Annotated in this window: 20 protein-coding genes; 17 read left to right on the top strand and 3 right to left on the bottom strand. The window is 42.6% G+C overall.

From position 1 onward, the window contains the following. Nucleotides 1–23 precede the first annotated feature (23 nt). The 8 genes from FET73_RS05080 to FET73_RS05045 all read left to right on the top strand — a co-directional run bounded on the left by FET73_RS05080 (nt 24) and on the right by FET73_RS05045 (nt 8,808). The gene (locus tag FET73_RS05080; protein ID WP_154222820.1) at nt 24–1,334 is read left to right on the top strand and encodes a hypothetical protein; all 1,311 of its coding nucleotides are present in this window, start codon (nt 24–26) and stop codon (nt 1,332–1,334) included. Next, nucleotides 1,324–2,232, top strand: coding sequence for a hypothetical protein (locus FET73_RS05075; RefSeq protein WP_154222819.1), 909 nt, complete (start codon nt 1,324–1,326; stop codon nt 2,230–2,232). Before FET73_RS05080 ends, FET73_RS05075 begins: the two co-directional genes overlap by 11 nt. Further along, nucleotides 2,222–3,508 (top strand): AAA family ATPase, encoded by a 1,287-nt coding sequence (locus tag FET73_RS05070; protein WP_154222818.1) that lies wholly within the window; start codon nt 2,222–2,224, stop codon nt 3,506–3,508. Before FET73_RS05075 ends, FET73_RS05070 begins: the two co-directional genes overlap by 11 nt. Continuing rightward, on the top strand, nt 3,498–4,412 hold the full coding sequence (locus tag FET73_RS05065) for a hypothetical protein (protein WP_154222817.1): 915 nt from the start codon (nt 3,498–3,500) through the stop codon (nt 4,410–4,412). The genes FET73_RS05070 and FET73_RS05065 overlap by 11 nt, the downstream gene beginning before the upstream one ends. Nucleotides 4,413–4,512: 100 nt before the next feature. Continuing rightward, nucleotides 4,513–5,709, top strand: coding sequence for a hypothetical protein (locus tag FET73_RS05060; RefSeq protein ID WP_154222816.1), 1,197 nt, complete (start codon nt 4,513–4,515; stop codon nt 5,707–5,709). Continuing rightward, nucleotides 5,699–6,604 (top strand): hypothetical protein, encoded by a 906-nt coding sequence (locus FET73_RS05055; protein ID WP_154222815.1) that lies wholly within the window; start codon nt 5,699–5,701, stop codon nt 6,602–6,604. The genes FET73_RS05060 and FET73_RS05055 overlap by 11 nt, the downstream gene beginning before the upstream one ends. Further along, complete coding sequence (locus FET73_RS05050; protein ID WP_154222814.1) at nt 6,594–7,928, top strand: hypothetical protein; 1,335 nt, start codon at nt 6,594–6,596, stop codon at nt 7,926–7,928. The genes FET73_RS05055 and FET73_RS05050 overlap by 11 nt, the downstream gene beginning before the upstream one ends. Next, the gene (locus FET73_RS05045) at nt 7,918–8,808 is read left to right on the top strand and encodes a hypothetical protein (RefSeq protein ID WP_154222813.1); all 891 of its coding nucleotides are present in this window, start codon (nt 7,918–7,920) and stop codon (nt 8,806–8,808) included. Before FET73_RS05050 ends, FET73_RS05045 begins: the two co-directional genes overlap by 11 nt. Nucleotides 8,809–8,820: 12 nt before the next feature. Here the strand turns inward: FET73_RS05045 and acs are convergent, their stop codons facing one another. Next, nucleotides 8,821–10,773: an acetate--CoA ligase gene (gene acs, locus FET73_RS05040; RefSeq protein ID WP_154222812.1), complete on the bottom strand. Its 1,953-nt coding sequence runs from the start codon at nt 10,771–10,773 to the stop codon at nt 8,821–8,823. Nucleotides 10,774–10,989: 216 nt separating this feature from the next. On the opposite strand from acs, the gene speD reads away from it, so the two are divergent. From speD to FET73_RS05005, 7 genes are all read left to right on the top strand, one after another. Further along, nucleotides 10,990–11,508 carry an adenosylmethionine decarboxylase gene (gene speD, locus FET73_RS05035; RefSeq protein ID WP_154222811.1) on the top strand — a complete coding sequence of 173 codons (519 nt, stop codon included), beginning with the start codon at nt 10,990–10,992 and terminating at the stop codon, nt 11,506–11,508. After that, nucleotides 11,505–12,356 (top strand): polyamine aminopropyltransferase, encoded by an 852-nt coding sequence (speE, locus tag FET73_RS05030; RefSeq protein ID WP_154222810.1) that lies wholly within the window; start codon nt 11,505–11,507, stop codon nt 12,354–12,356. Before speD ends, speE begins: the two co-directional genes overlap by 4 nt. Further along, nucleotides 12,356–13,543 carry a type III PLP-dependent enzyme gene (locus FET73_RS05025; protein ID WP_154222809.1) on the top strand — a complete coding sequence of 396 codons (1,188 nt, stop codon included), beginning with the start codon at nt 12,356–12,358 and terminating at the stop codon, nt 13,541–13,543. The genes speE and FET73_RS05025 overlap by 1 nt, the downstream gene beginning before the upstream one ends. A 178-nt stretch (nt 13,544–13,721) precedes the next feature. Then, a complete protein-coding gene (locus FET73_RS05020) occupies nt 13,722–13,910 on the top strand; it encodes a hypothetical protein (protein WP_154222808.1) in 189 nt (62 codons plus the stop codon). Nucleotides 13,911–14,004: 94 nt separating this feature from the next. Continuing rightward, entirely contained in the window at nt 14,005–14,295 is a 291-nt protein-coding gene (locus FET73_RS05015; RefSeq protein ID WP_154222807.1) for a hypothetical protein, read from the top strand. A gap of 138 nt (nt 14,296–14,433) precedes the next feature. Then, on the top strand, nt 14,434–16,170 hold the full coding sequence (locus tag FET73_RS05010; protein WP_154222806.1) for an OPT family oligopeptide transporter: 1,737 nt from the start codon (nt 14,434–14,436) through the stop codon (nt 16,168–16,170). A gap of 11 nt (nt 16,171–16,181) precedes the next feature. Next, the gene (locus FET73_RS05005) at nt 16,182–16,721 is read left to right on the top strand and encodes a hypothetical protein (RefSeq protein WP_154222805.1); all 540 of its coding nucleotides are present in this window, start codon (nt 16,182–16,184) and stop codon (nt 16,719–16,721) included. On the opposite strand, the gene FET73_RS05000 is transcribed toward FET73_RS05005, so the two are convergent. Together FET73_RS05000 and FET73_RS04995 are read right to left on the bottom strand one after the other, a co-directional pair. Continuing rightward, nucleotides 16,704–17,417: a YjjG family noncanonical pyrimidine nucleotidase gene (locus FET73_RS05000; protein WP_154222804.1), complete on the bottom strand. Its 714-nt coding sequence runs from the start codon at nt 17,415–17,417 to the stop codon at nt 16,704–16,706. The two genes, FET73_RS05005 and FET73_RS05000, sit on opposite strands and share 18 nt — an antisense overlap. Beyond that, on the bottom strand, nt 17,414–18,394 hold the full coding sequence (locus tag FET73_RS04995; protein ID WP_154222803.1) for an NAD-dependent epimerase/dehydratase family protein: 981 nt from the start codon (nt 18,392–18,394) through the stop codon (nt 17,414–17,416). Before FET73_RS04995 ends, FET73_RS05000 begins: the two co-directional genes overlap by 4 nt. A 37-nt stretch (nt 18,395–18,431) precedes the next feature. Between FET73_RS04995 and FET73_RS04990 the strand changes: the two genes are divergently transcribed. Further along, on the top strand, nt 18,432–19,781 hold the full coding sequence (locus FET73_RS04990; RefSeq protein ID WP_154222802.1) for an MATE family efflux transporter: 1,350 nt from the start codon (nt 18,432–18,434) through the stop codon (nt 19,779–19,781). Between the two features lie 207 nt (nt 19,782–19,988). Continuing rightward, nucleotides 19,989–22,862: a ribonucleoside-diphosphate reductase subunit alpha gene (locus FET73_RS04985; RefSeq protein WP_154222801.1), complete on the top strand. Its 2,874-nt coding sequence runs from the start codon at nt 19,989–19,991 to the stop codon at nt 22,860–22,862. Nucleotides 22,863–22,911: the final 49 nt, after the last annotated feature.

The following is a 22,911-nucleotide window of genomic DNA, read 5'->3' as shown; positions in this document are numbered from 1 at the left end:
ATAAAACAAACTTACACACGCTCATGAAAAAATTATCCTTACTGGTAATCATTGTTATTGCTGTTTTGCTGTGGTTTTGGACCGCAAAAGAACAAAAAGAGTTTAAAACAACGCCTAATCTGGTTTCAAAAACAGACGGCATCAATTTGAACAACCAGGTTAAACAAACTGAAAATGAACGGGTCAAACCAAAAGCACAGCATTCAGTAGAGTCGTTTGAAATTTCAGAACGTCAGCCTGATGCGGTTGAAACTCAAAAAGCGCTCAGTTATTTACAGGTGTATCAGCAACTTCAATTGGCTAAAAGCTGTCAATCCATCTTTTCAGAATTGATGACGGATGAAAACATAGATTTTGATCGCTGGTTGACAGAAACCATGCGCAATGTGAGTCAGGATGAACTGTATCAACCGTCAAGGGTACAGTTCGATTTGTTGCATCAACAAATTGTAGAGTGCTCAGACTTGAAAGAGCATGTGATGGGTTTGTCAAACCAGGTATTTATCAAGGATCAAGAGTCAAACTCGTTCAATCAACATATCTTGGTAGAAGAATTAGCAGAGCAGTTGTCACTAACAAAACCTGAATCAGAAAAAGAACAGGCTCTATCACGTGCTCTGGATCTGATTGAAACATGGAAAGATTTGTTGTCTCAAGTGGCATTTATTTCAAAGGGTGATGACACTTTGACAGCCGAAGCTGTGTTGGAATTAGTCAATCAACTTAAGGCGCTGAACAAAAGCAGGTATGAACCAACGGCGCTAAACAACTCAAAATTGCAAATGGAAATTACGCTACAAATTGAAGCTATACAAGCACAATTGTCTGCACAGAAACGGGTTGATGAAACGCTGAGAAATCAGGTGATGGTAGCACTGCATGAAAAAACAGACGAATTGTTTAATATGTTGTACAGCAATGGCCCTGAAGTTTTTGCTGAAGTAAATCAAGCACTGAATTTAGCATCAAAACAATTGATGTTTACTTATGTTGGTAAAAAACAGATCAAAAACATGTCTGTCGATGAACTGGTGCCTGAATACGTTTTCCCGATGGAAATTACACAAACTTTAATAGGCGGTATAGATACAGAATGGTTGGCCATTAATGGGGATCATATTGATCGCATGATTTACTGTAACTTGGGTGGTGATTGTTTGGCAGATTCATTATTGATCAGGAACTTGTGTTTGCCTTTTTATGGCGTCAGGACAGAGCCAGCTGCATGTGGTTTAAGTGTTGAAAATTTCATGCGTACCCGGTGGTTAGGACAGCACCAGTTACAGGACATTCGATACGTTGTTGATTGGTTGGAGGCACAATATGGATCGTAAATTCATGCTGGTTGCATTGTTGTTTATCGTGGTGAGTTTTTGCGGCGTGTTGGTTTGGAAAAAAACATTGCCGGTTGAAACAGCTGTTGTACCAAATGATGAAACTGTAGGAGTTGTCACCATACCAGTAATGACAGATAAGCCCATGCTAAAAGAAATTGAGCTCAAGAAAACCACTGCAGTTAAAGGTGATGTTGATGTTGAAAAAGCATCAACGGAGTCGGCTATCCTGAAAGAACTTCAAAACAGACAATACAGTGAAGACCCCATTGTTGAGATGGAGTCTATTGTATTTCAACACTTTCAATGTTTACCAGATTTAGAGGCTTTGCTGTTTTTTGGCCAACAAGCGACTGATGCCGCTTTGGCACAGGTTAAAAAAGCACGTTTGGTGTGCCCAGAATTTATGAAACAGTATCCAGTCATCAGTGACATTGATGAATATAAAAAACACAAAGAAGCTTTGGTGCCTAATTCCAAATATGGCAGACTTAAAAAACAACGTGATTTGTCTCGATCACAAAGTGAGCTTATGTCTGATGAAGTTTTGGCTGCTGTAGAAACAAAAAGTGGCCCTGTCATTGCGGCATCAGGCTTGGGGTTTCGCTATGGTATGAGGTATGAACCTATAACAATGGGTCAAAACATTTTTAAATCAACAGACCGGTCATACCACGCTTACATCATCAGTTTGGCAACGCAAAAACTGTCATGTGAATTTCAAAATGGGGTCAGTTGTGGATCCAACAGCTTCTTTATGTTACAAAAATGTGTTGCAGATGAAAAACATTGCGGTGTGGATTTTCAGACTTGGTACCATCAAGTCACCATGCCAGGCCAACAGAAAGACGTGGCATTGGTGATTGACTATTTGAAACAAAAAGTTAATGAAGAATAAGCGTTATATTGCTATCGTGATGGTTTTGTTGGTCGTTATGGCCTTTTTCTTGCTTGAGACAGATGAGCAGAAAAAACAAACAGCCAACCTTGTCAGTTTAAAAACCAATACCATTGAACAAACAATCAATATTCAGAACATCAAACAGCAATTAAAAAACAAGTCGTTTAATTCTAAAGAAGTCACTGATTATGTTGTTCAATCTAATAATCAAGTAAGTAAAGACTGGAGCTATTTGGCCATTTATCGTCGTATGGAATGGGCAAATGTCTGTGGCCGGTATTTTTGGTTTGCCTTTCGTAATAAGGGCAATCCATCTTCAGATTTTGTTACGACCTTAACAAAAAATCATCATCAAAAAGATGCACAAACTGAATTAGATCCTCGTGCGATTTCAGGGTTGAAACGTTACCAAGAATATTGTGAGGGGTTAAAGACTGCTGTTTTCACTTATGCCCAAGTAGATGAAAGTGAAGTGAATCAAGGTAACACAGTGTTTCTTGAGCTCGAACACTTACTTGAAACCACTCCCGCGAAAACCCAAAAAGAAAAACACATTAAAACACATTTTGAGCTTACAAAGTCATTTTACCAAGCTCGAAAAAACCTTGAAGAAGTCAAAAAGCAAAGTGTCAAATTAAATGATCAAGAAAAGTCCAGTATATATAGTGAAATGAGGGCGTTAAGTGAGGAGATCAATGATTTAGAAAACAGCTTAGACAGCCAGGAGGCCTTGGCTTCATATGAGTTTCTGGTGGCAGAAATCAAGAAACTCGATGATCAACTGGTAAACATTTATGACACTGAAAACGAAGCTTATCAGGCAGCGTGGTCACAATTGTTACAGCAGTGGATGGAGCTGCAAGTGCGTTTGATTGGGGATGACCCAGATGTGTTTAAGTTAGTTAAACTGGCTGCGGAATGGAGTAATGATATTTCAAGGCTGGGTATGTCTTTTTCTTATTATCGATCAGAGCAGGGGTTTCCATTGAGAACGCCGGGTGAACAAATGATGGAATCATTTGGAATTGAAGCAGCTCATACTTTTGCTGAGGCGGCACAACCAGCAGCGGTTTTGTATTTGTGTGGCTTGGGCTATGATTGTTCTGCCGAAAGTGTTTTGGCGATGCAGTTGTGTTTAGGCTATTACCTGGACATGCCAGAGGCGTGTCAGGTTTCGGTACAGGATTTTTACCTCAATCATGCCATGTCTCCAAATTTACTTGAAGATGTGCTGATTTTGTATCAATGGATGGAAGACAACTATGCGACATAAAGGATGGATGAGTTTGGTCTTAATAGGGGGGATCATCTGGTTTTTACTTCAATACCCGGAAAAAGTGCGGCTAAAAAAGTCACAAGAACCCAGCCAAAAGGTTAAATCAAATGACCCTCAGATAATAACTGAGAACAATAAAGTACCCAAAGAACCAAAAATAAAACAGCCCCAAGAAAAACCAACAGAAAAGAAACTGACATCAGAACAAGAATACCGACTTGAAATGGTAATGAAAGAAATTGCCACACCTGAGTACAGTGAAGACCCATATATTGAAACCACCATGCAAATGGATCAATTGATGTATTGTGAAATGTTCACGCGTGGTTTTTTGAGAACGGAATTAGAAGGGAAGATAAAGAACACCGCATGGGATGAACAATATAAAAAGCATTGTGCTGCGAAAAGAAATAAACACCCACATGTGTTGGTCAGCAGTTTTACTGGGAAGCCTATGGACTGGATACCTGCCACATCTGAATGGGGGGAAAAAGTGAAAGCACTGAGATCTATTCCTTTTGCAGAAAGGCGTGAAAAAGCAACAGTGCTGGTGCGCTTAGCCCTGAGAAGTCAAAAAGCACATTGGTTACAGTTGTCATTGCAAAATACAGGGATAGATAATACATTCAATTATGGGCAATGGTTGGGAACCCGTAATAAAAGTTATCAGCACAGAGTCACCCAGTTGGCATTTGATCACATGATATGTCATTGGGATGCCGATGGTTTATGTGGGCCAACCAGTGGAATCATAGCAGAAAGTTGTTACCAAACACCGAATGATTGTGGCATGCCATTTTTTGAATGGTTTGAAAAAAACCACATGCCAGGAGTTAAAAAAGATGTGGCATTGGTGCTTACAAAGTTGAAGGCCTTTGCTAATGGAGAAGATGTTGATTAAGCGTATCCTTTTGGTTTTGTTGATAACAGCTTTTTTATTGTGGTTTTTTTTCAGCTATCAGGAACAACCTCAAAAAAACAATTCAGCAAACCTTGTTACATTGCAAGCTGTTAAAAATTCTGCCAAGAACGCGGGTAAAGTTGTGATTGATCAATCACAAGATATGACCCAAGCTGTTACGAATGATACTTTAAAAGTTACTGAACCAAAAACCGTGATTGTTGCTGAGATAAGTTATTTACAAGTTTATCGCAAATACCAATGGGCGCAGTTGTGCCAACCTTACTTAAATTCACCTTTTCGACATAAAGGTGATGATAATGCTTTGGTGTTTGATTATTCGACTCACTTTTTGGCTCAAATGACGGCAACACAAAGGCGTTTGGGTGAACCTGAAGTAACATCTGATGAACAGTTACACAGGCTGGATGCCTATATTGCTGAATGTGATCAAGTGATTGCGTTCGTTGAAAAGTTTGAAAGCAGTCAGTCACTGAAAGCGAATGCATTGGCCAAAAGTGACCCTAAAATTGTGTTGCTTAATGTTTTGATGGACATGGCTGCTGAAAGCAATAAAGAAAAAAGCATCAAGGCCATGTTGATGGTTCAGCAAGGTATTACTAGCGTGCAAGCGGAAATCATCGCCTTACACCAGGGTGAAAATACTTGGACAGGTGCTGAAATTGCAGCACAAGAACAAAACATAAAAAACCTGATGCAACAAATGGCGGCCAATGCGCAGAACACAGTAAACAATGATGAGTTGAAGCAAGAACTAAAAACATTGATGCAACAATTAGCCTCACAAAAACATAAAGACAAAACAGCAATCAAGTATCTTATTGGCGAATTAATGGCTTTGTATGCAGAGGCTAATGCCAAATTAAAAAGCATTGATTCTGATGTGTTTTATTTGGCCAAAACCACAGCAGAAATGCAGTCTGATTATTCTGGCTTGGGTGTGCTTTGGTATGATTTCTTTCGTAAAGAATACGGTGTTCAATACACCACGCCAGGTGAAAGGATGTTAAAGCTGTTGGGCATGAGTGAACGTCATGTATTGAACCAAGCTGCGGTACCAGCAGGGGTATTATACCTGTGTGCATTGGGAGAAGATTGTAGCGAGAATGGTTTGCTGATGACCTCATATTGTTTGGGCTTTGGTGGATTTAAAAAGACCGAAGCCGCTTGTGGTAAGGACTTGGTCACTTTTTATAACTCTGGTTATGTTTCACCCGCACTGATGCAAGATGTTCAACTGATCATGGAGCTGATGGAGGTGGAATATGGTTCGTAGGGTGATCATTGTGTTGATAATATTGGCTTTGACGTCTTGGATTTACATGTCCAAAATAACGTCTCAAACAAAGCCACAAATTCAGCCAAAGGTTTTAAATCAAGAAGAAAAAGTAACAAAGGTTGCTGAGCCCAGAATTGAAGCCGAACCATTACCCGAGCCAACAACAGTGTTGGATTATTTGCCTGCTGTAACGGGCCTCACCGCAGAAGACGAAGATTTACTGGTGTCAGAAGCATCATCGCAGTTGTTCAGTGACGATGTTTATGTGGAAGGATTTTCATTGCATATAAGGGCCACAGAATGTGATTTGCTTGATGCTGAATTTATGAAATATCAACTCAGCAAATCCGAAAAAGGTGAAGGTATTTTAAGCAAGAAACAAGAGCAATGTCAGCAGTGGAAAGCCCGGTTTCCCATGTTGTCTGCCAAACTGATGTGGAACCAAAAAAGCAATGAATTACCAGCAATGAGTCAATTAGGCCATTTGATCAGGGCATTCACTCAGTTAACCGACCCAATTGAACGGGTCAATTATGCGGCAGATATTTTTGAGCAAGGCTTGAAAGAAAAAAACCCTTATGTTTTGGATTACATCATGACCCATTCAGTTTATGTGGATGAAGAACTGACCGCAGCTTTTGATCAAAACAATGCTTATTCAGACTTGGTATTCAGCACGGCGGTGGATTTACTCTCTTGTGAATATAGCCAAGAAGAATTTTGTGGTGCTGGGAGTTGGCTGATGCTCAATAAATGCTCATCAAATGAGTCATATTGCGGGCTAACTTATCAACAGTGGTTTGAGCAAAATTTCATGCCGGGGATGAAACAAGACGTGGTATTGGTGTTGGAACATTTAAAAGCCCAAGGGCAGTATATCAATGAAAAATAAGAGATTTCTTGTTGTAGAAATAGTTGTTCTCTTTGCATTAGTTTGGTTGCTTTTTAAGGCTGAAACCGACAACAAGAAATCGCCTATGCCAGCATCACCTGTAAAGGAAAATGTTAAAGAAAAAATAGAACACAATAAAAAGCCAAAGGAAAAAAAGACAAGCGATCAAGAACAAGCTGTAATACCAGAATACCAAGTAAAAGAGGGCGCCATTGACTTTGATGCTTTGTCTTTTATGGCGCTGTACCGCATGTACCGTCAAGCTTTGCTCTGTGAAAGGTATATCATAAGTTGGCGCAGGGCAAAGTATGAGAAAAAAGCGTTTGACTATGTTGATCATATTTGGGAAAAGGAACAAGAAAACTTAGTCAGGCAGGGATATGGTGCCATGGATTTATCCTTGCCAGAGCCCAAAGCAGCAATGGCGACAGCCTATGCGAACCAGTGTGAATCATTGATTGAAAAGTGGCAAGCAACTGCAGCACAAGATACTTATGTCAGTTATATGGATGTTTCATTGTTGAATATGTTGTTGATTAAAAAAACGGCGTCGAAAAAAGAAAAACAGCTCAAAGCCCTGTTGAAAATTCAGCAACAATTACCTGATTTAACGACAAAAGTGGTTGAATCAATGCAAGGAAAAGACACTTGGACTGAACAACAAATCCAAGAAGCAAAGCAAAGAGTCAAGCAACTGTTTTCTACAGTAATAACCATTGGCGCATTAGACGATGAGGCTGTAATTGCACACAATAAACCAATATACGCACAAATTGCTGAGATTAACCAACAACTCAAAGAACAAAAATTTAAAGGTGTTTCTCTTGCCCAAGCGGCGATCAATGATTTGGAAGCCGTTCTGATGGCAGCAGAAAAGCAAATCTTCAGTCATGATCCTGATGTCTATTTATTGGCAAAATTCATTCTAGAGCTGACCCCGGGTTTTTCAGTGATGTATGGTTTTTCACACAAAAACTTGGCTGAATATTTTTATTTATTAGATGAGCAAAACAGTTACACATATCAATACCAAACACCAAGTTCAAAATTCATGCACGCGGTCAACTTAACATCGGGTAACAAGTTCGCTTACTTTATCACCATGGTCGCAGTGAACGAGCTGTATTATTGTGGTTTGGGAGCCGATTGTGGCCCAGAAAGTCCAATCATGATATCCAAGTGTTTGGGCTTGTATGGTGCTGGTAAAAACGATGCCTGTGGTCTAAGTGTGATGGACTATTATTTCAATGGCCATTTAACCGCTGGTCAATTATTTGATGTCGATTGGATGTTGGTGGCTATGGAGCAGTTTTATGCACCATAAGTTAATCGTTGTATTAATTGTCATTGGGCTTCTGGTTTTATGGTTTGGGTTCGCACAGAATCAGCAAAAGGTTGAACCTGAGAAACCAACTCATGTGATTAGCAAACCCATTGAGCTTCAGTCAGAAGTTATATCAGCACCTTTGGTTGTTAATAAAAACAAAGGTGATGCTCCAAAACGTGAAAATGTGGCAGATCTTATTTATCAAGAAGTCAGTCAATCAGAATTAAATGAGGATCCCTTTTTGGCAGCTTTGGCCATTAAAAACCGTTTGAATCAATGTAAACAAATTGATTTTGATGAAAAATTATCAAAAAGAAACGACTATGTGAAGCTGAAACCTTTGATCATTGAATATGAAGCGCAATGTCTGAGCTGGACTGAACAGTATCCTGTTTTGGCCTCAAACTTGCAGCAAATCAACAGCATTCCAGCCACGTCAGAAAAGGGAAAATCTTTAAAGGCAGCCAATCTTCAACGTCAATCAGGCAGTCACAAGCCATTCAACGCTCTTGAAGGTTTTCAACAAGCCCAATCAGACCTTGTGGCTGCGCAGCAAACTGGTGATTTTGAAGCATTGAGTGTCGCTTCACGCGGCATGCAAAGCTGGGGGGTTAAGCAAAGGCGGCCAGAGCAAGATATTTTAGGTGGACAATTTATTTATATGAGGCAGTTGGCTGACGTTACGCTGCGTTTGATGGCTTGTGAACGTGGGTCGACATATGAATGCATAGCAAGCAGTCATTTTATGATGTCAACATGCTTAGAAATGCCAAAAGCCTGTGGTTTAACGTACCCTCAATGGGCTGATGTTTTTTTGACGCCCGGCATGAGAATGGATGTTGAGGCTTTGAAAGCTTATTACAGTCAGAACATGTGAGGTATGTCCAGATTATCGAATCTGCCGATTATTGATTAAATCTTTAACAACAGCAGGTTCGGCTAAGGTCGAAGTGTCGCCGAGGTTTTGATAATCATTGGCGGCAATTTTTCTTAAGATGCGGCGCATGATTTTACCTGAGCGTGTTTTCGGTAAAGCCGGTGCCCATTGGATGTGTTCTGGTGTGGCAATCGGGCCGATTTCTTGACGCACCCATTGAACCAATTCATTGCGTAAATCATCACTTTCTGACACGCCATCCATCAGGGAAACATAGGCATAAATCGCCTGGCCTTTGATGTCATGGGGACAACCGACCACGGCCGCTTCTGCGACACTCGGATGTGAAACCAAAGCACTTTCGACTTCAGCCGTTCCCAATCGGTGGCCAGAAACATTCAGTACATCATCGGTGCGCCCTGTGATCCAATAATAACCATCTGCATCGCGTTTGGCTGCATCACCGGTGGTGTAAACGCCTTTGAATGCTGAAAAATAAGTGTCTTTCATGCGTTGGTGGTCGCCATAAACGGTGCGCATTTGTCCAGGCCATGAGCCTTTGATGACCAAGTTTCCTTTAGCCTCACCTGTTTTTGAGTCATTCAACACTTCGTTGCCATCGGCATCAAGCAAAGCCGGTTCAATACCAAAAAAGGGTCGCGCGGCTGAGCCGGGTTTTAAGTCTGTGGCACCGGGTAAAGGTGTGATCATGATGCCGCCGGTTTCGGTTTGCCACCAAGTATCTACAATAGGGCAGCGTGAGTCGCCAACCACTTCATGGTACCAACGCCAAGCTTCTGGGTTGATGGGTTCACCGACGGTGCCGAGTATGCGCAAACTGCTGCGGTCGGTTTTTGAGACGGCTTCATCGCCAGCTTTCATCAAAGCGCGGATGGCGGTCGGTGCGGTGTAGCAGATGTTGACTTGGTGTTGATCGCAGATTTGCCAAAAGCGGCTTTCATCAGGGTAATTCGGTACGCCTTCAAACATCAAAGTGGTGGCACCATTCGACAAAGGACCATAAACCACATAACTGTGGCCTGTAATCCAGCCAACATCAGCTGTGCACCAATAGACATCGCCTGCTTGATAATCAAACACATATTCATGGGTGATGCCTGCATACAATAAATAGCCACCGGTGGTATGCAGCACGCCTTTGGGCTGACCAGTTGAACCTGATGTATATAAAATAAACAGTGGGTCTTCGGCATTCATGGTTTCACAGTGGCAGTCTTCACTGACATCTTTTGAAGCTTCATGGTACCAATGATCGTGATCATGCCATTCGGTTTCTTGATTTGAGGTCTTAACTACCAGCACCGCTTTTAAATGGTCTTTGACACCGGGCTTGTTCGCCGCCGCATCGACATTGGCTTTCAAGGGAATGGCTTTACCGCCGCGAACGGCTTGGTCAGCTGTGATGACCAGCTTTGAGTCACAATCTATGATTCGGCCGGCCAAAGCTTCAGGAGAAAAACCACCAAATACCACAGAATGTACAGCGCCAATTCGGGCACAAGCCAACATGGCATAAGCCGCTTCAGGAATCATTGGCATGTACAAGGTCACGCGGTCGCCTTTGACCACACCGAGTTTTTTCAATGTGTTGGCAAAGCGAGACACTTCTCGATGCAAGTCGGTATATGTGATGTGTTGGTTTTGGCTTGGTTCATCACCTTGCCAGATGATGGCTGTTTGATCAGCCTTGTTATCCAAATGACGGTCTACACAGTTGTAGCAGGCATTCAATTCACCATCAGCAAACCATTTGATGTGCAGGTCATCAAGGTCAAAAGACACATCTTTGACCTGTGTGAATGCTTTATCCCAGTGAAGTCTATGTTGCGCCTGTTGTTGCCAAAAAGCTTCATTGTTTTCAATCGATTGTTTGTACATTTGTTGGTATTCATCAGGCTTACAGTGCGAGGGGTTTGTGGTGTTGGCTGGGTACAAATTTTTCATGATGGAATTTGGGTCAAACGGGTGAAAATTAATTTTGATTGTATCATGTTAAAAGTGAAATTTTTTTCTTGCTTTTATTTTCGAATCTGTAGAAAATTCGCGCACTTTTTTTCAAGTGCTTCAGGGTGCTTGGTTTTTTTTGCGAGGCTGGTTAAATACCATGCCGGACTTTTTTCAAGGCTGTTCAGGTCTTGGTGTTTTTAAGTGAGAAAAATGATGAACAAAAACAACATCATAAATGCGCCTGATCAGGCCCCAGTTAATCTGGATAGGGTACACAATGTCGAAGCACTGCAACAAGTGGCAAACGACATCCAAGCCAATCAATGGCCAACTTTCAACCAAGCTGAAGCTGATGACCGCTTAGATCATTTTATCCACCGTGATGGTGAAGTGTTTGCTGGAACCCATTTAATCATTGACCTTTGGGAAGCTTCTCGATTAGACGAGTTGGCACATATGGAGGCGGCGATGCGAGAAGCTGTAAAACAGTCTGGTGCCACATTGCTTCATATTCACTTACATCATTTTACGCCCAATGGTGGTATCTCTGGAGTCGCTGTTTTGGCAGAGTCGCACATCAGCGTTCACACGTGGCCGGAGAAGAATTTTGCTGCATTTGATGTGTTCATGTGTGGTGATGCAAAACCTGAAAAAGCGATTAAAGTATTGGAAAAATACTTCACGCCAAATAACGTAGATGTGGATAACTTCCGTCGTGGAAAAATGAAATGAATGGTTCGTATTTAGAGCGCTTATACCCAAGCTGGGGCCAACAGTTTAAAGTTGAAGAAGTGTTGTTTGAACACCGGACTGATCATCAACATTTGGTTATTTTCAATAACCAACAGTGGGGCACGGTAATGGCATTAGATGGCATCATTCAGACCACCGAAAAAGATGAATTCATTTACCATGAGATGATGACACACGTGCCGATGTTGGCCCATGGGTCTGCTAAAAATGTTTTGATTATTGGTGGCGGTGACGGAGGCATTCTGCGTGAAGTCTTGAAACATAAATCAGTAGAACAGGTGATTCAAGTAGAAATTGACCAAGCTGTGATCGACATGTGTATCGAATTTTTGCCTGGCCATTCCCAAGGGGCTTTTGATGACCCGCGGGTTGAAGTGGTGATCGATGATGGTGTGCATTTCGTTAATCAAACAGAAGTTCAGTTTGATGTCATCATTTCTGATTCCACTGATCCTATAGGTCCTGGCGAAGTGCTGTTCACATCCTCCTTTTATCAAGGCGTCAATCGCTGCTTGAATCAGGGTGGTGTATTTGTTGCTCAAAATGGCGTCAGCTTTATGCAATTGGATGAGGTCACTACCAGTTATCAACGCCTGTCATCTGAGTTCAAACAGGCCGCTTTCTATACAGCGGCTGTGCCAACTTATGTAGGTGGCATCATGGCCTTTGCTTGGGCAACGAACAATTTGGCCTTGAAATCGGTGGATTCAAGTGTTTTGCAACAACGGGTTTGTGACTTGAATTGCCATTATTACAACCCTGATATTCATGTGGCGGCTTTTGCATTGCCTGCCTATATTAACCAAGCCATTAAAGGAGTAGCGTGATGTCTGCTGTTATTGAATTAAAAAACCACCTGGCCGATCAACTGGTATCAGATGTGATCGAAGGTTACAGTGCAACCAAGTTAAGTGAATTGGCGGCACAATATGGAACCCCTTTGTTTGTCGTAGATGAAGACAAAATTGCGGCACAATACCAAGCGCTGAGTTCGGCATTGCCTGGCGTTAAAATGCGCTATGCCATCAAGGCTTTACCTGATGCTGAAGTGTTGCGTCATTTACATGATTTGGGTTGTGGTTTTGATATAGCCACCAATGGTGAAATAGATTTGTTGAAAAGTTGTCACATAGGTGCCGATCAAACAATTCACACCCACCCAATTAAAAAAGACGGTGACATTCAGTACGCACTTGGTTTTGGCTGTCGAATATTTGTTGTCGATAACATGGCTGAAATAGATAAATTTGTTGACTATAAATCTCAGGTTCAACTGTTGATTCGGGTTAACTTTCGAAATCAAGATGCCGTGGTGGATTTGTCGCGAAAATTTGGCTGTGTGTTGACACATGTACCCGATTTGGTGAGGCACGCACAAAATTTAGGGATAAAAATCGCGGGCGTGTCTTTTCATGTGGGCTCACAAGTGCCATCACCTTATGCCCATGTTGAGGCGATTGAAATGTGTGCCGAATTATTTCAAAGTATGCCGTCGGTTGATTGGAGTATCTTGGACATAGGTGGTGGATTTCCTATTGAATACAATGGCCCTGCCATGGATATTGAGTCTTTTTGCCAGCCCATCAATGAAGCCTTGTCATTGATGCCGGCTCACATGAGTTTGCTGGCTGAACCGGGTCGTTTTATTGCTGGACCCAGTGCCATACATTTGATGTCAGTGGTAGGCAAAGCACATCGAGGTGGACGCACTTGGTATTATTTAGATGACGGTGTTTATGGTGCCCTCAGTGGTCAAATGTTTGATCATGCCAGGTACCCAATCAAACCGTTGAAAACATTTGACATCACTAATCCAGTGTATCCCAGTGTTTTAGCGGGACCCACATGTGACAGCATTGATGTGATTGATGAAGATAAACTGTTACCAGAATTGGCTGTGGGGGATTTATTGGTGGCAAGCCAAGTGGGTGCTTATACAATGGCTTCTGCAACGGTGTTTAATTTGTATGCCAAGCCCAAAAGTTTGTGCTTGAAAGCCGCGGCAATGAAATAAAAGAGAACACAGCCATTAAATGACATATTTAATGGCTGTTTTGATTGAAAATTGTTGATTTATTTCAGTCTAAGCATATGATTTATGTGAATTGATTCGGTAGGTTCTGTTTCAATTGGTCGGTGGTTTTTCAAGTCTTTAAAACCACTTATTGTTGGCTTCTTGTGGAGAGAAGGTAATGAAAAAAAGCAAAAAAGTGATGTTACAGTGCGTTGAATGTGAGCGCAAATACCTGAAGCCGTTCTTGTGGCTTGAGCAAGCCTCTAAAATGACCTGTGTTTGTGGAACCGTCTTGGATGTGGATGAAGTCTATGGTGACATCCTTGCTGAAAAAAAAGAATCGTACCTTTTGTATCCAAGGTTTTAAGCTGCTGAATCTAATGATTTGAGTTGAACCACTAAAACACAGTTCAAAATTTCAAAAATCATTTTGCGAATAAAAACTTTTGGCTTAATATCGAATGACAGTCGCCCATCCTTGGGCCGGAGCTGGGGCGTGGTTGATGCCGACTTTGGCTTTAACCACACTTTTGTTGGCTTCTTTTAGTGAGAAGGTGGTGAAAGAAAAATTTTCAGATCAGATTGCTATGCAATGTGTGGAGTGCGAGCGCATATACCATAAGCCTATTCAATGGGTTGAAGTGACACCCCGCATGCGGTGCGTTTGTGGTGCTCAGCTTGATGTGGACCAAGTATTCTGTGAAATTGTTTTAGAACCTAAATTAATGTATTTGGCCTTTCCAAGGCGATAAGCCATTGATAGATTCTGTGCTATACTTTTGGCGGTTAAGGTCGGTTTGACAGTGAGCACAAAGAACAGAGATTCTTGTCTTGCTTTCCCCGCCGTCTTGGCATAAATATCTAAAACATTAATAAAAAGAGGATAAAACATGAGTGAACAGCACGCAGCTGGTCCAATCACCCGTGGTGCCTATCCAGAATTAACACCACATGCCGTGATTGTGGGTTATTTCCTGGGTATTGTGCTGGCAGTTTCGATTGGTTATGCATCTTTAAAACTGGGCTTTTCAATTGAGGGTTCTGAATTGGCGGCCATTTTAGGCTTTGGTATTCTGCGTGGCTTATTGCGCAGACGTTCAATTGTAGAGAACAACGTCACGCAAACGGTGGCCTCAGCAGTTAATGGCGCTTCATCTGGCATGATGTTTTCTGTGCCTGCCATCTTTATTTTGGGTTATGGCACGTCATTTAATCCTTATGTTTTAACCTTTGGTGCCATTGCTGGTGCCTTTTTGGGTATCGCTTTTATTATTCCACTGCGCAAGCAAATGATTGATTACGAGCGATTGACTTACCCTGGTGGTGTGGCGGTTGCTTCGATTCTTAAATCACCCGGTGCCGGTATCAGTAAGGCGTTATTCTTGATGATAGCGATGTTGGTTTCAGGCTTGGTGCATGTGATTACATTGTACACAGGCGTGGAAAACTGGCACTTATTTGATCAATTGGGCTTGCCTAATTATTTGAATGGTACCTGGTATCTGTCCTTGATGACCGTGGGTGTGGCCTTTATTGCTGGTCGCGGTGGTCTGGCCTTTATCATTGGTGGTTTTGTATGTTACTGGGGCTTGGCACCTTTGTTGGATTTGACCAATTCATTCCCTGTCAATGAAGCCGGTGAACAAATCACAGACCCTAATCAATTGCGTTTGATGTTATTCAGGCCCACAGGTATTGGCATGTTAATCGGTGGTGCGATTGTCGGTGTGATGTTCGCTTTACCTTTGATTAAATCAGCAGTGAAATCCATGCATTCTTCGGCCAAAGCGGAAAGTGCCATGAGTAAAGATGAAATGCCCATCAAGTTGTTGTACATGGCAGTTGTTGGTGCGGCTGTATTGCTTTGTGTGATGGCGGTGACTTCAGCTGAAGAAGTGGGCATCGTTCGTGGCTTGATGATGGCCGTATTGGGTACACTTTGGATTTGGATGGCAGGCATCATTTTGTCTGAAGCCATTGGTCGAACCAATTGGTCGCCTTTGTCGGGTATGACTTTGATTGCGGTGACCCTGTTGATTATGGTGACGCAAACTTTTGGTGGCATGAATACAGGTCCTGCCATTGTTGCGGCGGTTACTGTAGGCGCGGCAACTTGTGTTGCGATGAGTCAGGCCACAGATTTGATGCTGGATTTGAAAACCGGTTACCTGGTAGGTGCTACGCCCAGACAACAACAAATGGGACAATTCATTGGTGCTTGGTTAGGCCCGATTGTGATCATTGTTTTGATATTCACTTTGGACAAGGCCTTTGGGTTGGGATCTGATGAGTTCCCAGCACCTCAAGGGCAAGCTTTGGCTTCCATGGTTGAAGGCATCACCGGTGGTGATGTACCGACAGAAAAATATGTTGCTGGTGCATTGTTGGGTGGTTTGCTTTCGATGCTTCAAGCGGGCTTGGGAATCACTGTTGGCTTGGGTTTTTATCTGCCATTTAATATTGTTTTGACTTATGCCGTGGGTACTTTGATTCGTGAAGTGGTTGATCGCACCAAAGGCAAATCGTGGTCAGAAAGCAAGGGCATACCGATAGCCGCTGGCTTGATTGTCGGAGAAGCTTTGGTTGGTGTAGGTAACGCCGTTTATGTCATTATGAAGGCAGGTTAAAGGAGCATATCATGAAAAATTTATCATTTATATTTGTTGCCCTGGCTTTTGTCGCTGGTGCTTATTTGACTTCACTGGATGAAAAAACCGTGCAATGGGCTTATTTTATTCCCGTTGTGGTTTTGGGTTTTATTGGTGCTTTCATTTATAAAAGCACGGCCAATAAAGAAGCCAAACACGGCGACTTGTTACAAAACAACAAACAGGTTTTAATTTTGTCGATGAACCGCATTTTGAAAAATTTAGAAACACTGAATGGCAAAAAGGAAAACATTCCTACCTATGACATGCGTTTTGAAATCGATAAACTGTTCAGAGATGATTTACTCAGCTTCGCCGATGCCAGAGACAGCATGAAACATTTATTTGGTATTCAGCATTTTGCTGACATCATGTCGAGTTTTGCTGCTGGTGAACGCTACATCAACCGTGTGTGGTCGGCATCAACAGATGGTTATGTGGATGAAGTTTTATTGTATGTGGGTCGCGCTTACGAGCAGTTCCAACACGCACAAGAAGAGTTCAATAAAGCATTAGCTGAACACAGTTAAATCGAGTAGTTCAGAAAATTGACGGATTTCATGGTCATGGTCTGTGAAATCCGTTTTTTTTTGGCCTAAATTCAGCTTAAATAGATTAAACCAACAAGCCGATAAACCACTGGCTTTGGCACCTTGTACATCGCAGCGGTAATTATCACCCACCATCAAAATGTCTTTATTGGGTGTCCACCCCATCAATTCACAGCTGTGGTGAAAAATTTCTTTTTGCGGTTTGGCGTGTCCAAATTCTTCAGAAATCACCCAATGTTTGAAATGGTCTTTGATTGAGGAGGCCTTTAATCGGGGTTGTTGCACTTGAGACAAACCATTGGTGATGATCATCATGTCGCAATGTTCAGAAAGTTGGTCTAAAGTTTCACTGACACCAGGTAACAAGAAGTCACAGCTTGATAATTGATCTAAATACTGGTGAGCAAAAGCCGCTTCATCAACAGCGGCACCAATGTGATCAAAGATGGCAGCTGTGCGTTTGTGTTTTAGTGTTTTGATGTCGATTTCTTTGTTGTCCAATTGTGCCCACAATGCCACATTCATCTGCCGATAGTGTGAAACCATGCCTTCAGGGCAAGGTAACTCAAAATGATTTAATGTGTTAACCAATGCAGTGGCTTCGGCACGATTGAAGTCGAACAGGGTGTTGTCGGCATCGAAGATGAGTTTTTTGTAAGGCTTATTGTGGTTCATGGCGTGAGAATTTTTCTTTCAATCAAGTCGGCTTTGATGTCTTCCAGTGATTGTTCTAATGGCTTGATGGTATAACCCAGTTCGGTTTTGGCTTTGTTACTGGAAACGGCATATTCGTGTGAAATTACTTGCAAGGATTCGGGTGTGATGTCAGGTGCTTTACCACCAGCCGGGGCGAACCTGGATTTGAGGTATGCCACCATTTTGACCAATCCATGTGGCAGCACTTTGGCCGTGATTTTACAGCCAAAAACGTGGCAAACATGTTGAATAAAATCAGGGAAGTTCAAGTTGTTGCCACCTAAAATGTAGTTCTCGTTGTGTTTCCCTTTTTCTGCTGCCAAAATCAAACCATTGGCCACATCACGCACATCGGCAAAGGATCCTGCACCTTGTGGAATGGTGGGCAAAGCATCGTTGATGATCATTTTGAATAAGCGTATCCAGTTTTGTTGATCAGCTGGACCAATGATGTGTGTGGGGTTGGTGATGACGGTGCGTAATTGTGAAGGTGCACTTTTTACCAGCAGTTCAGCCTGACTTTTGGTTTTAACGTAATTAACCCATGAATCGATACCAGTCTGTGTGTTGCTTTCTTCTGTATTGACCAACCCGTGGTGATCTACACCAAAGGTCACTATCGAGGAAACGTATAACAAAGTGCCGACTTGTTTAGCAACGGCAGCTTCAATGATGTTTTTGGTGCCTTGGATGTTGGTACTGGTTTGTTGGCTGTTGTTTTTGTGCCAAGTATTGGTGTCAGCAGCAACATGAAATAACACGTCGGTTTTGTTTTCTAATGCATCAGAAATTGAACTGGCATCAAGTAAATTACCAGTGACATAGTTCACCCCTGCAATGGGGTTTTTTGGTATGCTTCGACACAAAGCGGTGATTTGCCAACCTTGTGTAACCAAAAGGTGGCATAAATGGCCGCCTAAAAAACCAGTGGCGCCAGTGACAAAAGCAGTTTTCATGGTGTTTTCATACAAAATCAACAGTTTAACCTAAGCCGTGAGTGATAAGAAACCTTTGCCAATAAAAAGACATTTGAGTCAAACCATCAAATTGTCGATGCCATTAATCATCAGTCAAGTCACTGTGGTGGCCATGAGTGTTGTGGATACCGTGATGGCGGGTAATTTAGGACCCACAACATTAGCTGCTGTGGCTGTCGGCAGTTCAGTATGGGCAACAGCAATATTGTTTATTTTTGGGCTGCTGATGGCCGTGCCGCCGGTGGTCTCTGAAATGGACGGCGCCAAAAACCACCATAAAGTGGGACCTTTCATTCGACAAGCACTGTGGTTGTGTTTGATTCTGGGCTTATTGTTCACGCTGTTGCTGCGTCAAATGCACCCTGTTTTTGAATTGTTTAAAACACAGCCAGATGTGATTCCACACGCCATAGGTTATATCAATGGCATCAGTTGGGGTGTGTTGCCTTTGTCGTTCTTTGTTGCTTTCAGGTATTTGGCTGATGGCATGTCCATCACCAAGCCGACCATGATGGTGAGTTTTTTGGGATTAATGAGTAACATTCCACTCAATTGGATTTTTATGTATGGCAAATTTGGTGTGCCTGCCATGGGTGCGGCGGGTTGTGGCTATGCATCGGCTTTGGTGTTGGTGATTCAAATGGTGGCCTACGCTTTTGTGATTAAACACCACAGGGTAATACGTAATTTGCATGTTTTTGGCAAGTTAGATCGCCCTGACTGGAAAGAAATATGGCGTTTCTTTAAATTAGGCTTTCCCATTGGCGTTTCGATGTTTGCGGAAGTGGGGTTGTTTTCTGTTGTGACATTATTGGCTTCGTCGTTGAGTACCGCGACTGTCGCTGCACATCAAATCGCTTTGAACTTTTCCTCACTGTTGTTCATGGTGCCGTTGGGCCTTTCCATGGGCATCACCATTCGTGTGGGCAATGCGGTGGGCAGAAAAAACCCAACAGACATCAGGAATGCAGGCCTGTATGGTGTGGCACTGGTTTTGATTACTCAGATGGTATCTGTTGCTGTGATCATTTTTGCTGGTAGTTGGGTGGTTGCCATGTACACAGCAGACCCTTTGGTGACTGAAGTGACATTGGGGTTGTTGCTTTATGCGGCTATTTTTCAATTGTCAGATGGCATACAAGTGGCCGCCGCTGGTGCTTTGCGTGGTATCAAGGACATGAATTTTATCATGCTCAGTAACGTCTTTTCTTTTTGGGCTTTGGGCTTGGTGGCATCGTGGTATTTATGTTTTGAAGCAGGTTATGGAGTCAAGGGCTTGTGGATGGGTTTGATAGTGGGATTAACTTCTGCGGCCGTACTTAATTTAAGTCGATATTGGTACAAAACTAAAATAATTAACTTTTAGAAAAGGGGCGCCACTTAACTGGCAAAGTTGTTAGACAATTGAGGTAAATTTGCTAAGTCATTGATGTTATATTTTTAGTAAATATTGTCCTTGCCAGCGCAATTATTCATGTTTTAATATGACTGCTTGAAGCGGGGGAGTCAGGCCAAATATCGCTTCGAAAAATTCACATTTGGCCGCCGTCAATCACCAACCAAACAAATCATTATGCAACATACAGAGCACCAAGAATCTGATTCAAAGCTTACCCAAGCTGCTGAATCAAAAGAACAATCTGTTGTCGAAGAAAATGCAGCAGCCTCAAAATTCCGCGTCATCCGCAGAAACGGCAAGGTCACAGATTACGATCAGTCGAAAATTGAAGTGGCGATGACCAAAGCGTTTTTGGCAGTGGAGGGCGGTCAGGCCGCGGCTTCACGTCGAGTCAGGGAAACAGTCGAGAAATTAGGCGCACAAGTTTACCAAGCTTTGTTCCGTCATATGGAAGACGGTGGTACGGTGCATATTGAAGACATTCAAGACCAAGTTGAATTGGCCATGATGCGTGCAGGTGAGCACAAAGCCGCCAGAGATTATGTTTTATACCGTGCCAAACAAGCTGAAAAACGTGCTCGAGCTAAAGCCCGCGAAGAAAAACAACAAGAAACAGTGGTTGAAGCACCTGTTCTGCATGTGATTGATAAAAACGGTAACCGCAAAGCCTTAGATTATTCTCGTGTTGAAACAGTGGTAGCTGAAGCCACACGTGGTTTGAAAGGTGTGACCAAAGATTTGGTTTTGAAAGATGTGAAGCGCAATATCTTTGATGGCATGGCTGAAGATGACTTGAATGCCTCGATTGTGATGTCGGCGCGTGTGTTGATTGAAAAAGACCCCAATTATTCATTTGTGACGGCGCGTTTGTTGATGGATGGCATCAGACGTGAAGCCTTAAGCTTTATCTACAACCAAGAAAAAGAAGCGACACAAAAAGACATGGAAAGTATTTATCCTGAATACTTTTCACAATACATTCACCGCGCAGCAGATTTAAAACTGTTGGACCGTGAATTGACCTTATACAACTTGGAAAAACTAGGCAAAGCCATCAAACCAGAACGTGATAAAAAATTCACTTACTTGGGTTTACAAACTTTATTCGACCGTTATTTTATCCACATGGGTAAAACCCGCATCGAATTACCACAAGCATTCTATATGCGTGTGGCAATGGGTTTGGCCATCAATGAAATCAACCGAGAAGACCGTGCGATTGAATTTTATGAGTTGTTGAGTTCATTTGACTTCATGAGTTCTACACCAACCTTATTTAACTCAGGTACTTTACGTCCTCAATTGTCCAGTTGTTACTTGACCACTGTACCAGATGATTTGGACGGAATTTTCAGTGCCATCAAAGACGATGCCTTGTTATCAAAATATGCCGGTGGTTTGGGTAATGATTGGTCACGTGTTCGTGGCTTGGGCGCACACATCAAAGGCACCAACGGTGAATCTCAAGGTGTTGTGCCGTTTTTGAAGGTTGCCAATGACACAGCTGTAGCAGTGAACCAAGGCGGTAAAAGAAAGGGTGCCATGTGTGCCTACCTTGAATCTTGGCACGTGGATATCGAAGAATTTTTAGAGTTGCGTAAAAACACAGGTGATGATCGCCGCCGCACCCATGACATGAACACGGCGAATTGGATTCCTGATTTGTTTATGGAACGAGTTGCAGCGGATAAACCCTGGACCCTGTTCTCGCCTGAAGAAGTGCCTGAGTTGCACGACTTGTATGGCAAGGCGTTCAAAGAAAAATACGAATATTATGAGCAAAAAGCCCAAGCAGGTGAAATCATCAACTTCAAAGTGATCGATGCCAACACCTTATGGCGAAAAATGCTCGGCATGTTATTTGAAACAGGACATCCTTGGATCACATTCAAAGACCCATGTAATGTGCGCTCGCCACAACAACATGTCGGCGTGGTGCATTCATCTAACTTGTGTACAGAAATCACCTTGAACACATCGGATGATGAGATTGCAGTATGTAACTTGGGTTCGGTTAACTTACCGCACCATGTGAACGAGAACGGTATTGATCACAAGAAATTAGAAAAAACCATCACCACTGCAATGCGCATGTTGGATAACGTGATTGATTACAATTTCTACAGCGTACCGCAAGCGAGAAAATCTAATTTGCGTCACCGTCCAGTAGGCTTAGGCTTGATGGGTTTTCAAGATGCTTTGTACAAACAAGATTTAAGTTATGCCAGTGACGAAGCGATTGGTTTCGCTGACACCACCATGGAAGCGGTTTCATATTATGCCATCAAAGCATCAAGTGATTTGGCGGCTGAACGAGGTACCTACCCATCTTACGAAGGTTCTTTGTGGTCACAAGGCATCTTGCCAATTGATTCCATCGAAATGATGAAGCAAGAGCGTGGTCAATTTTTCCAACAAGACCAAAGCAGCACGCTGGATTGGGATGCTTTGCGTGCAGTGGTTAAAACCCAAGGCATGCGCAACTCTAACACCATGGCGATTGCACCTACGGCAACGATTTCAAACATCTCTGGTGTGTCACAATCTGTTGAACCGGTTTACCAAAATCTGTTCGTTAAATCGAACCTGTCGGGCGAATTTACGGTGATTAACCCATACTTGGTTGAAGACTTGAAAGCCTTGGACTTGTGGGATGATGTGATGGTCAATGACCTGAAATACTTCGATGGCAGCGTACAGCCGATTGACCGCATTCCGGCCAACTTGAAAGAAAAGTATGCCACCGCATTTGAAGTGGATTCACGCTGGTTGGTTGAAGCAGCTTCACGTCGCCAAAAATGGATTGACCAAGGGCAATCATTGAACTTATATATGGTTGAACCCTCTGGCAAAAAACTGGATTCACTGTATAAATTGGCTTGGGTTCGTGGTTTGAAAACCACTTATTACCTGCGTTCAATTGGCGCCACACACGTTGAGAAAAGTGTCGATGCCAGTTCAACAGCCGCACCAGTAGATAACACGCCGGGTTCACAAGCACCTTTGGCTTGTTCAATTCTTGACCCTGACTGCGAAGCCTGTCAATAACATAAAATAACACAGCCTCGCGTCACATAGATAATGATGAACGCGGGGC

Source organism: Marinicella rhabdoformis (genome assembly GCF_009671245.1).
GTDB classification, from domain to species: domain Bacteria; phylum Pseudomonadota; class Gammaproteobacteria; order Xanthomonadales; family Marinicellaceae; genus Marinicella; species Marinicella rhabdoformis.
This window is presented reverse-complemented; position numbering and strand designations above follow the sequence as displayed.

Coding starts and splice junctions, on each gene's coding strand:
- FET73_RS05080 (WP_154222820.1), top strand. CDS start 24: ATGAAAAAATTATCCTTACTGGTAATCATTGTTATTGCTGTTTTGCTG.
- FET73_RS05075 (WP_154222819.1), top strand. CDS start 1,324: ATGGATCGTAAATTCATGCTGGTTGCATTGTTGTTTATCGTGGTGAGT.
- FET73_RS05070 (WP_154222818.1), top strand. CDS start 2,222: ATGAAGAATAAGCGTTATATTGCTATCGTGATGGTTTTGTTGGTCGTT.
- FET73_RS05065 (WP_154222817.1), top strand. CDS start 3,498: ATGCGACATAAAGGATGGATGAGTTTGGTCTTAATAGGGGGGATCATC.
- FET73_RS05055 (WP_154222815.1), top strand. CDS start 5,699: ATGGTTCGTAGGGTGATCATTGTGTTGATAATATTGGCTTTGACGTCT.
- FET73_RS05050 (WP_154222814.1), top strand. CDS start 6,594: ATGAAAAATAAGAGATTTCTTGTTGTAGAAATAGTTGTTCTCTTTGCA.
- FET73_RS05045 (WP_154222813.1), top strand. CDS start 7,918: ATGCACCATAAGTTAATCGTTGTATTAATTGTCATTGGGCTTCTGGTT.
- acs (WP_154222812.1), bottom strand. CDS start 10,773: ATGAAAAATTTGTACCCAGCCAACACCACAAACCCCTCGCACTGTAAG.
- speD (WP_154222811.1), top strand. CDS start 10,990: ATGAACAAAAACAACATCATAAATGCGCCTGATCAGGCCCCAGTTAAT.
- speE (WP_154222810.1), top strand. CDS start 11,505: ATGAATGGTTCGTATTTAGAGCGCTTATACCCAAGCTGGGGCCAACAG.
- FET73_RS05025 (WP_154222809.1), top strand. CDS start 12,356: ATGTCTGCTGTTATTGAATTAAAAAACCACCTGGCCGATCAACTGGTA.
- FET73_RS05020 (WP_154222808.1), top strand. CDS start 13,722: ATGAAAAAAAGCAAAAAAGTGATGTTACAGTGCGTTGAATGTGAGCGC.
- FET73_RS05015 (WP_154222807.1), top strand. CDS start 14,005: ATGACAGTCGCCCATCCTTGGGCCGGAGCTGGGGCGTGGTTGATGCCG.
- FET73_RS05010 (WP_154222806.1), top strand. CDS start 14,434: ATGAGTGAACAGCACGCAGCTGGTCCAATCACCCGTGGTGCCTATCCA.
- FET73_RS05005 (WP_154222805.1), top strand. CDS start 16,182: ATGAAAAATTTATCATTTATATTTGTTGCCCTGGCTTTTGTCGCTGGT.
- FET73_RS05000 (WP_154222804.1), bottom strand. CDS start 17,417: ATGAACCACAATAAGCCTTACAAAAAACTCATCTTCGATGCCGACAAC.
- FET73_RS04995 (WP_154222803.1), bottom strand. CDS start 18,394: ATGAAAACTGCTTTTGTCACTGGCGCCACTGGTTTTTTAGGCGGCCAT.
- FET73_RS04985 (WP_154222801.1), top strand. CDS start 19,989: ATGCAACATACAGAGCACCAAGAATCTGATTCAAAGCTTACCCAAGCT.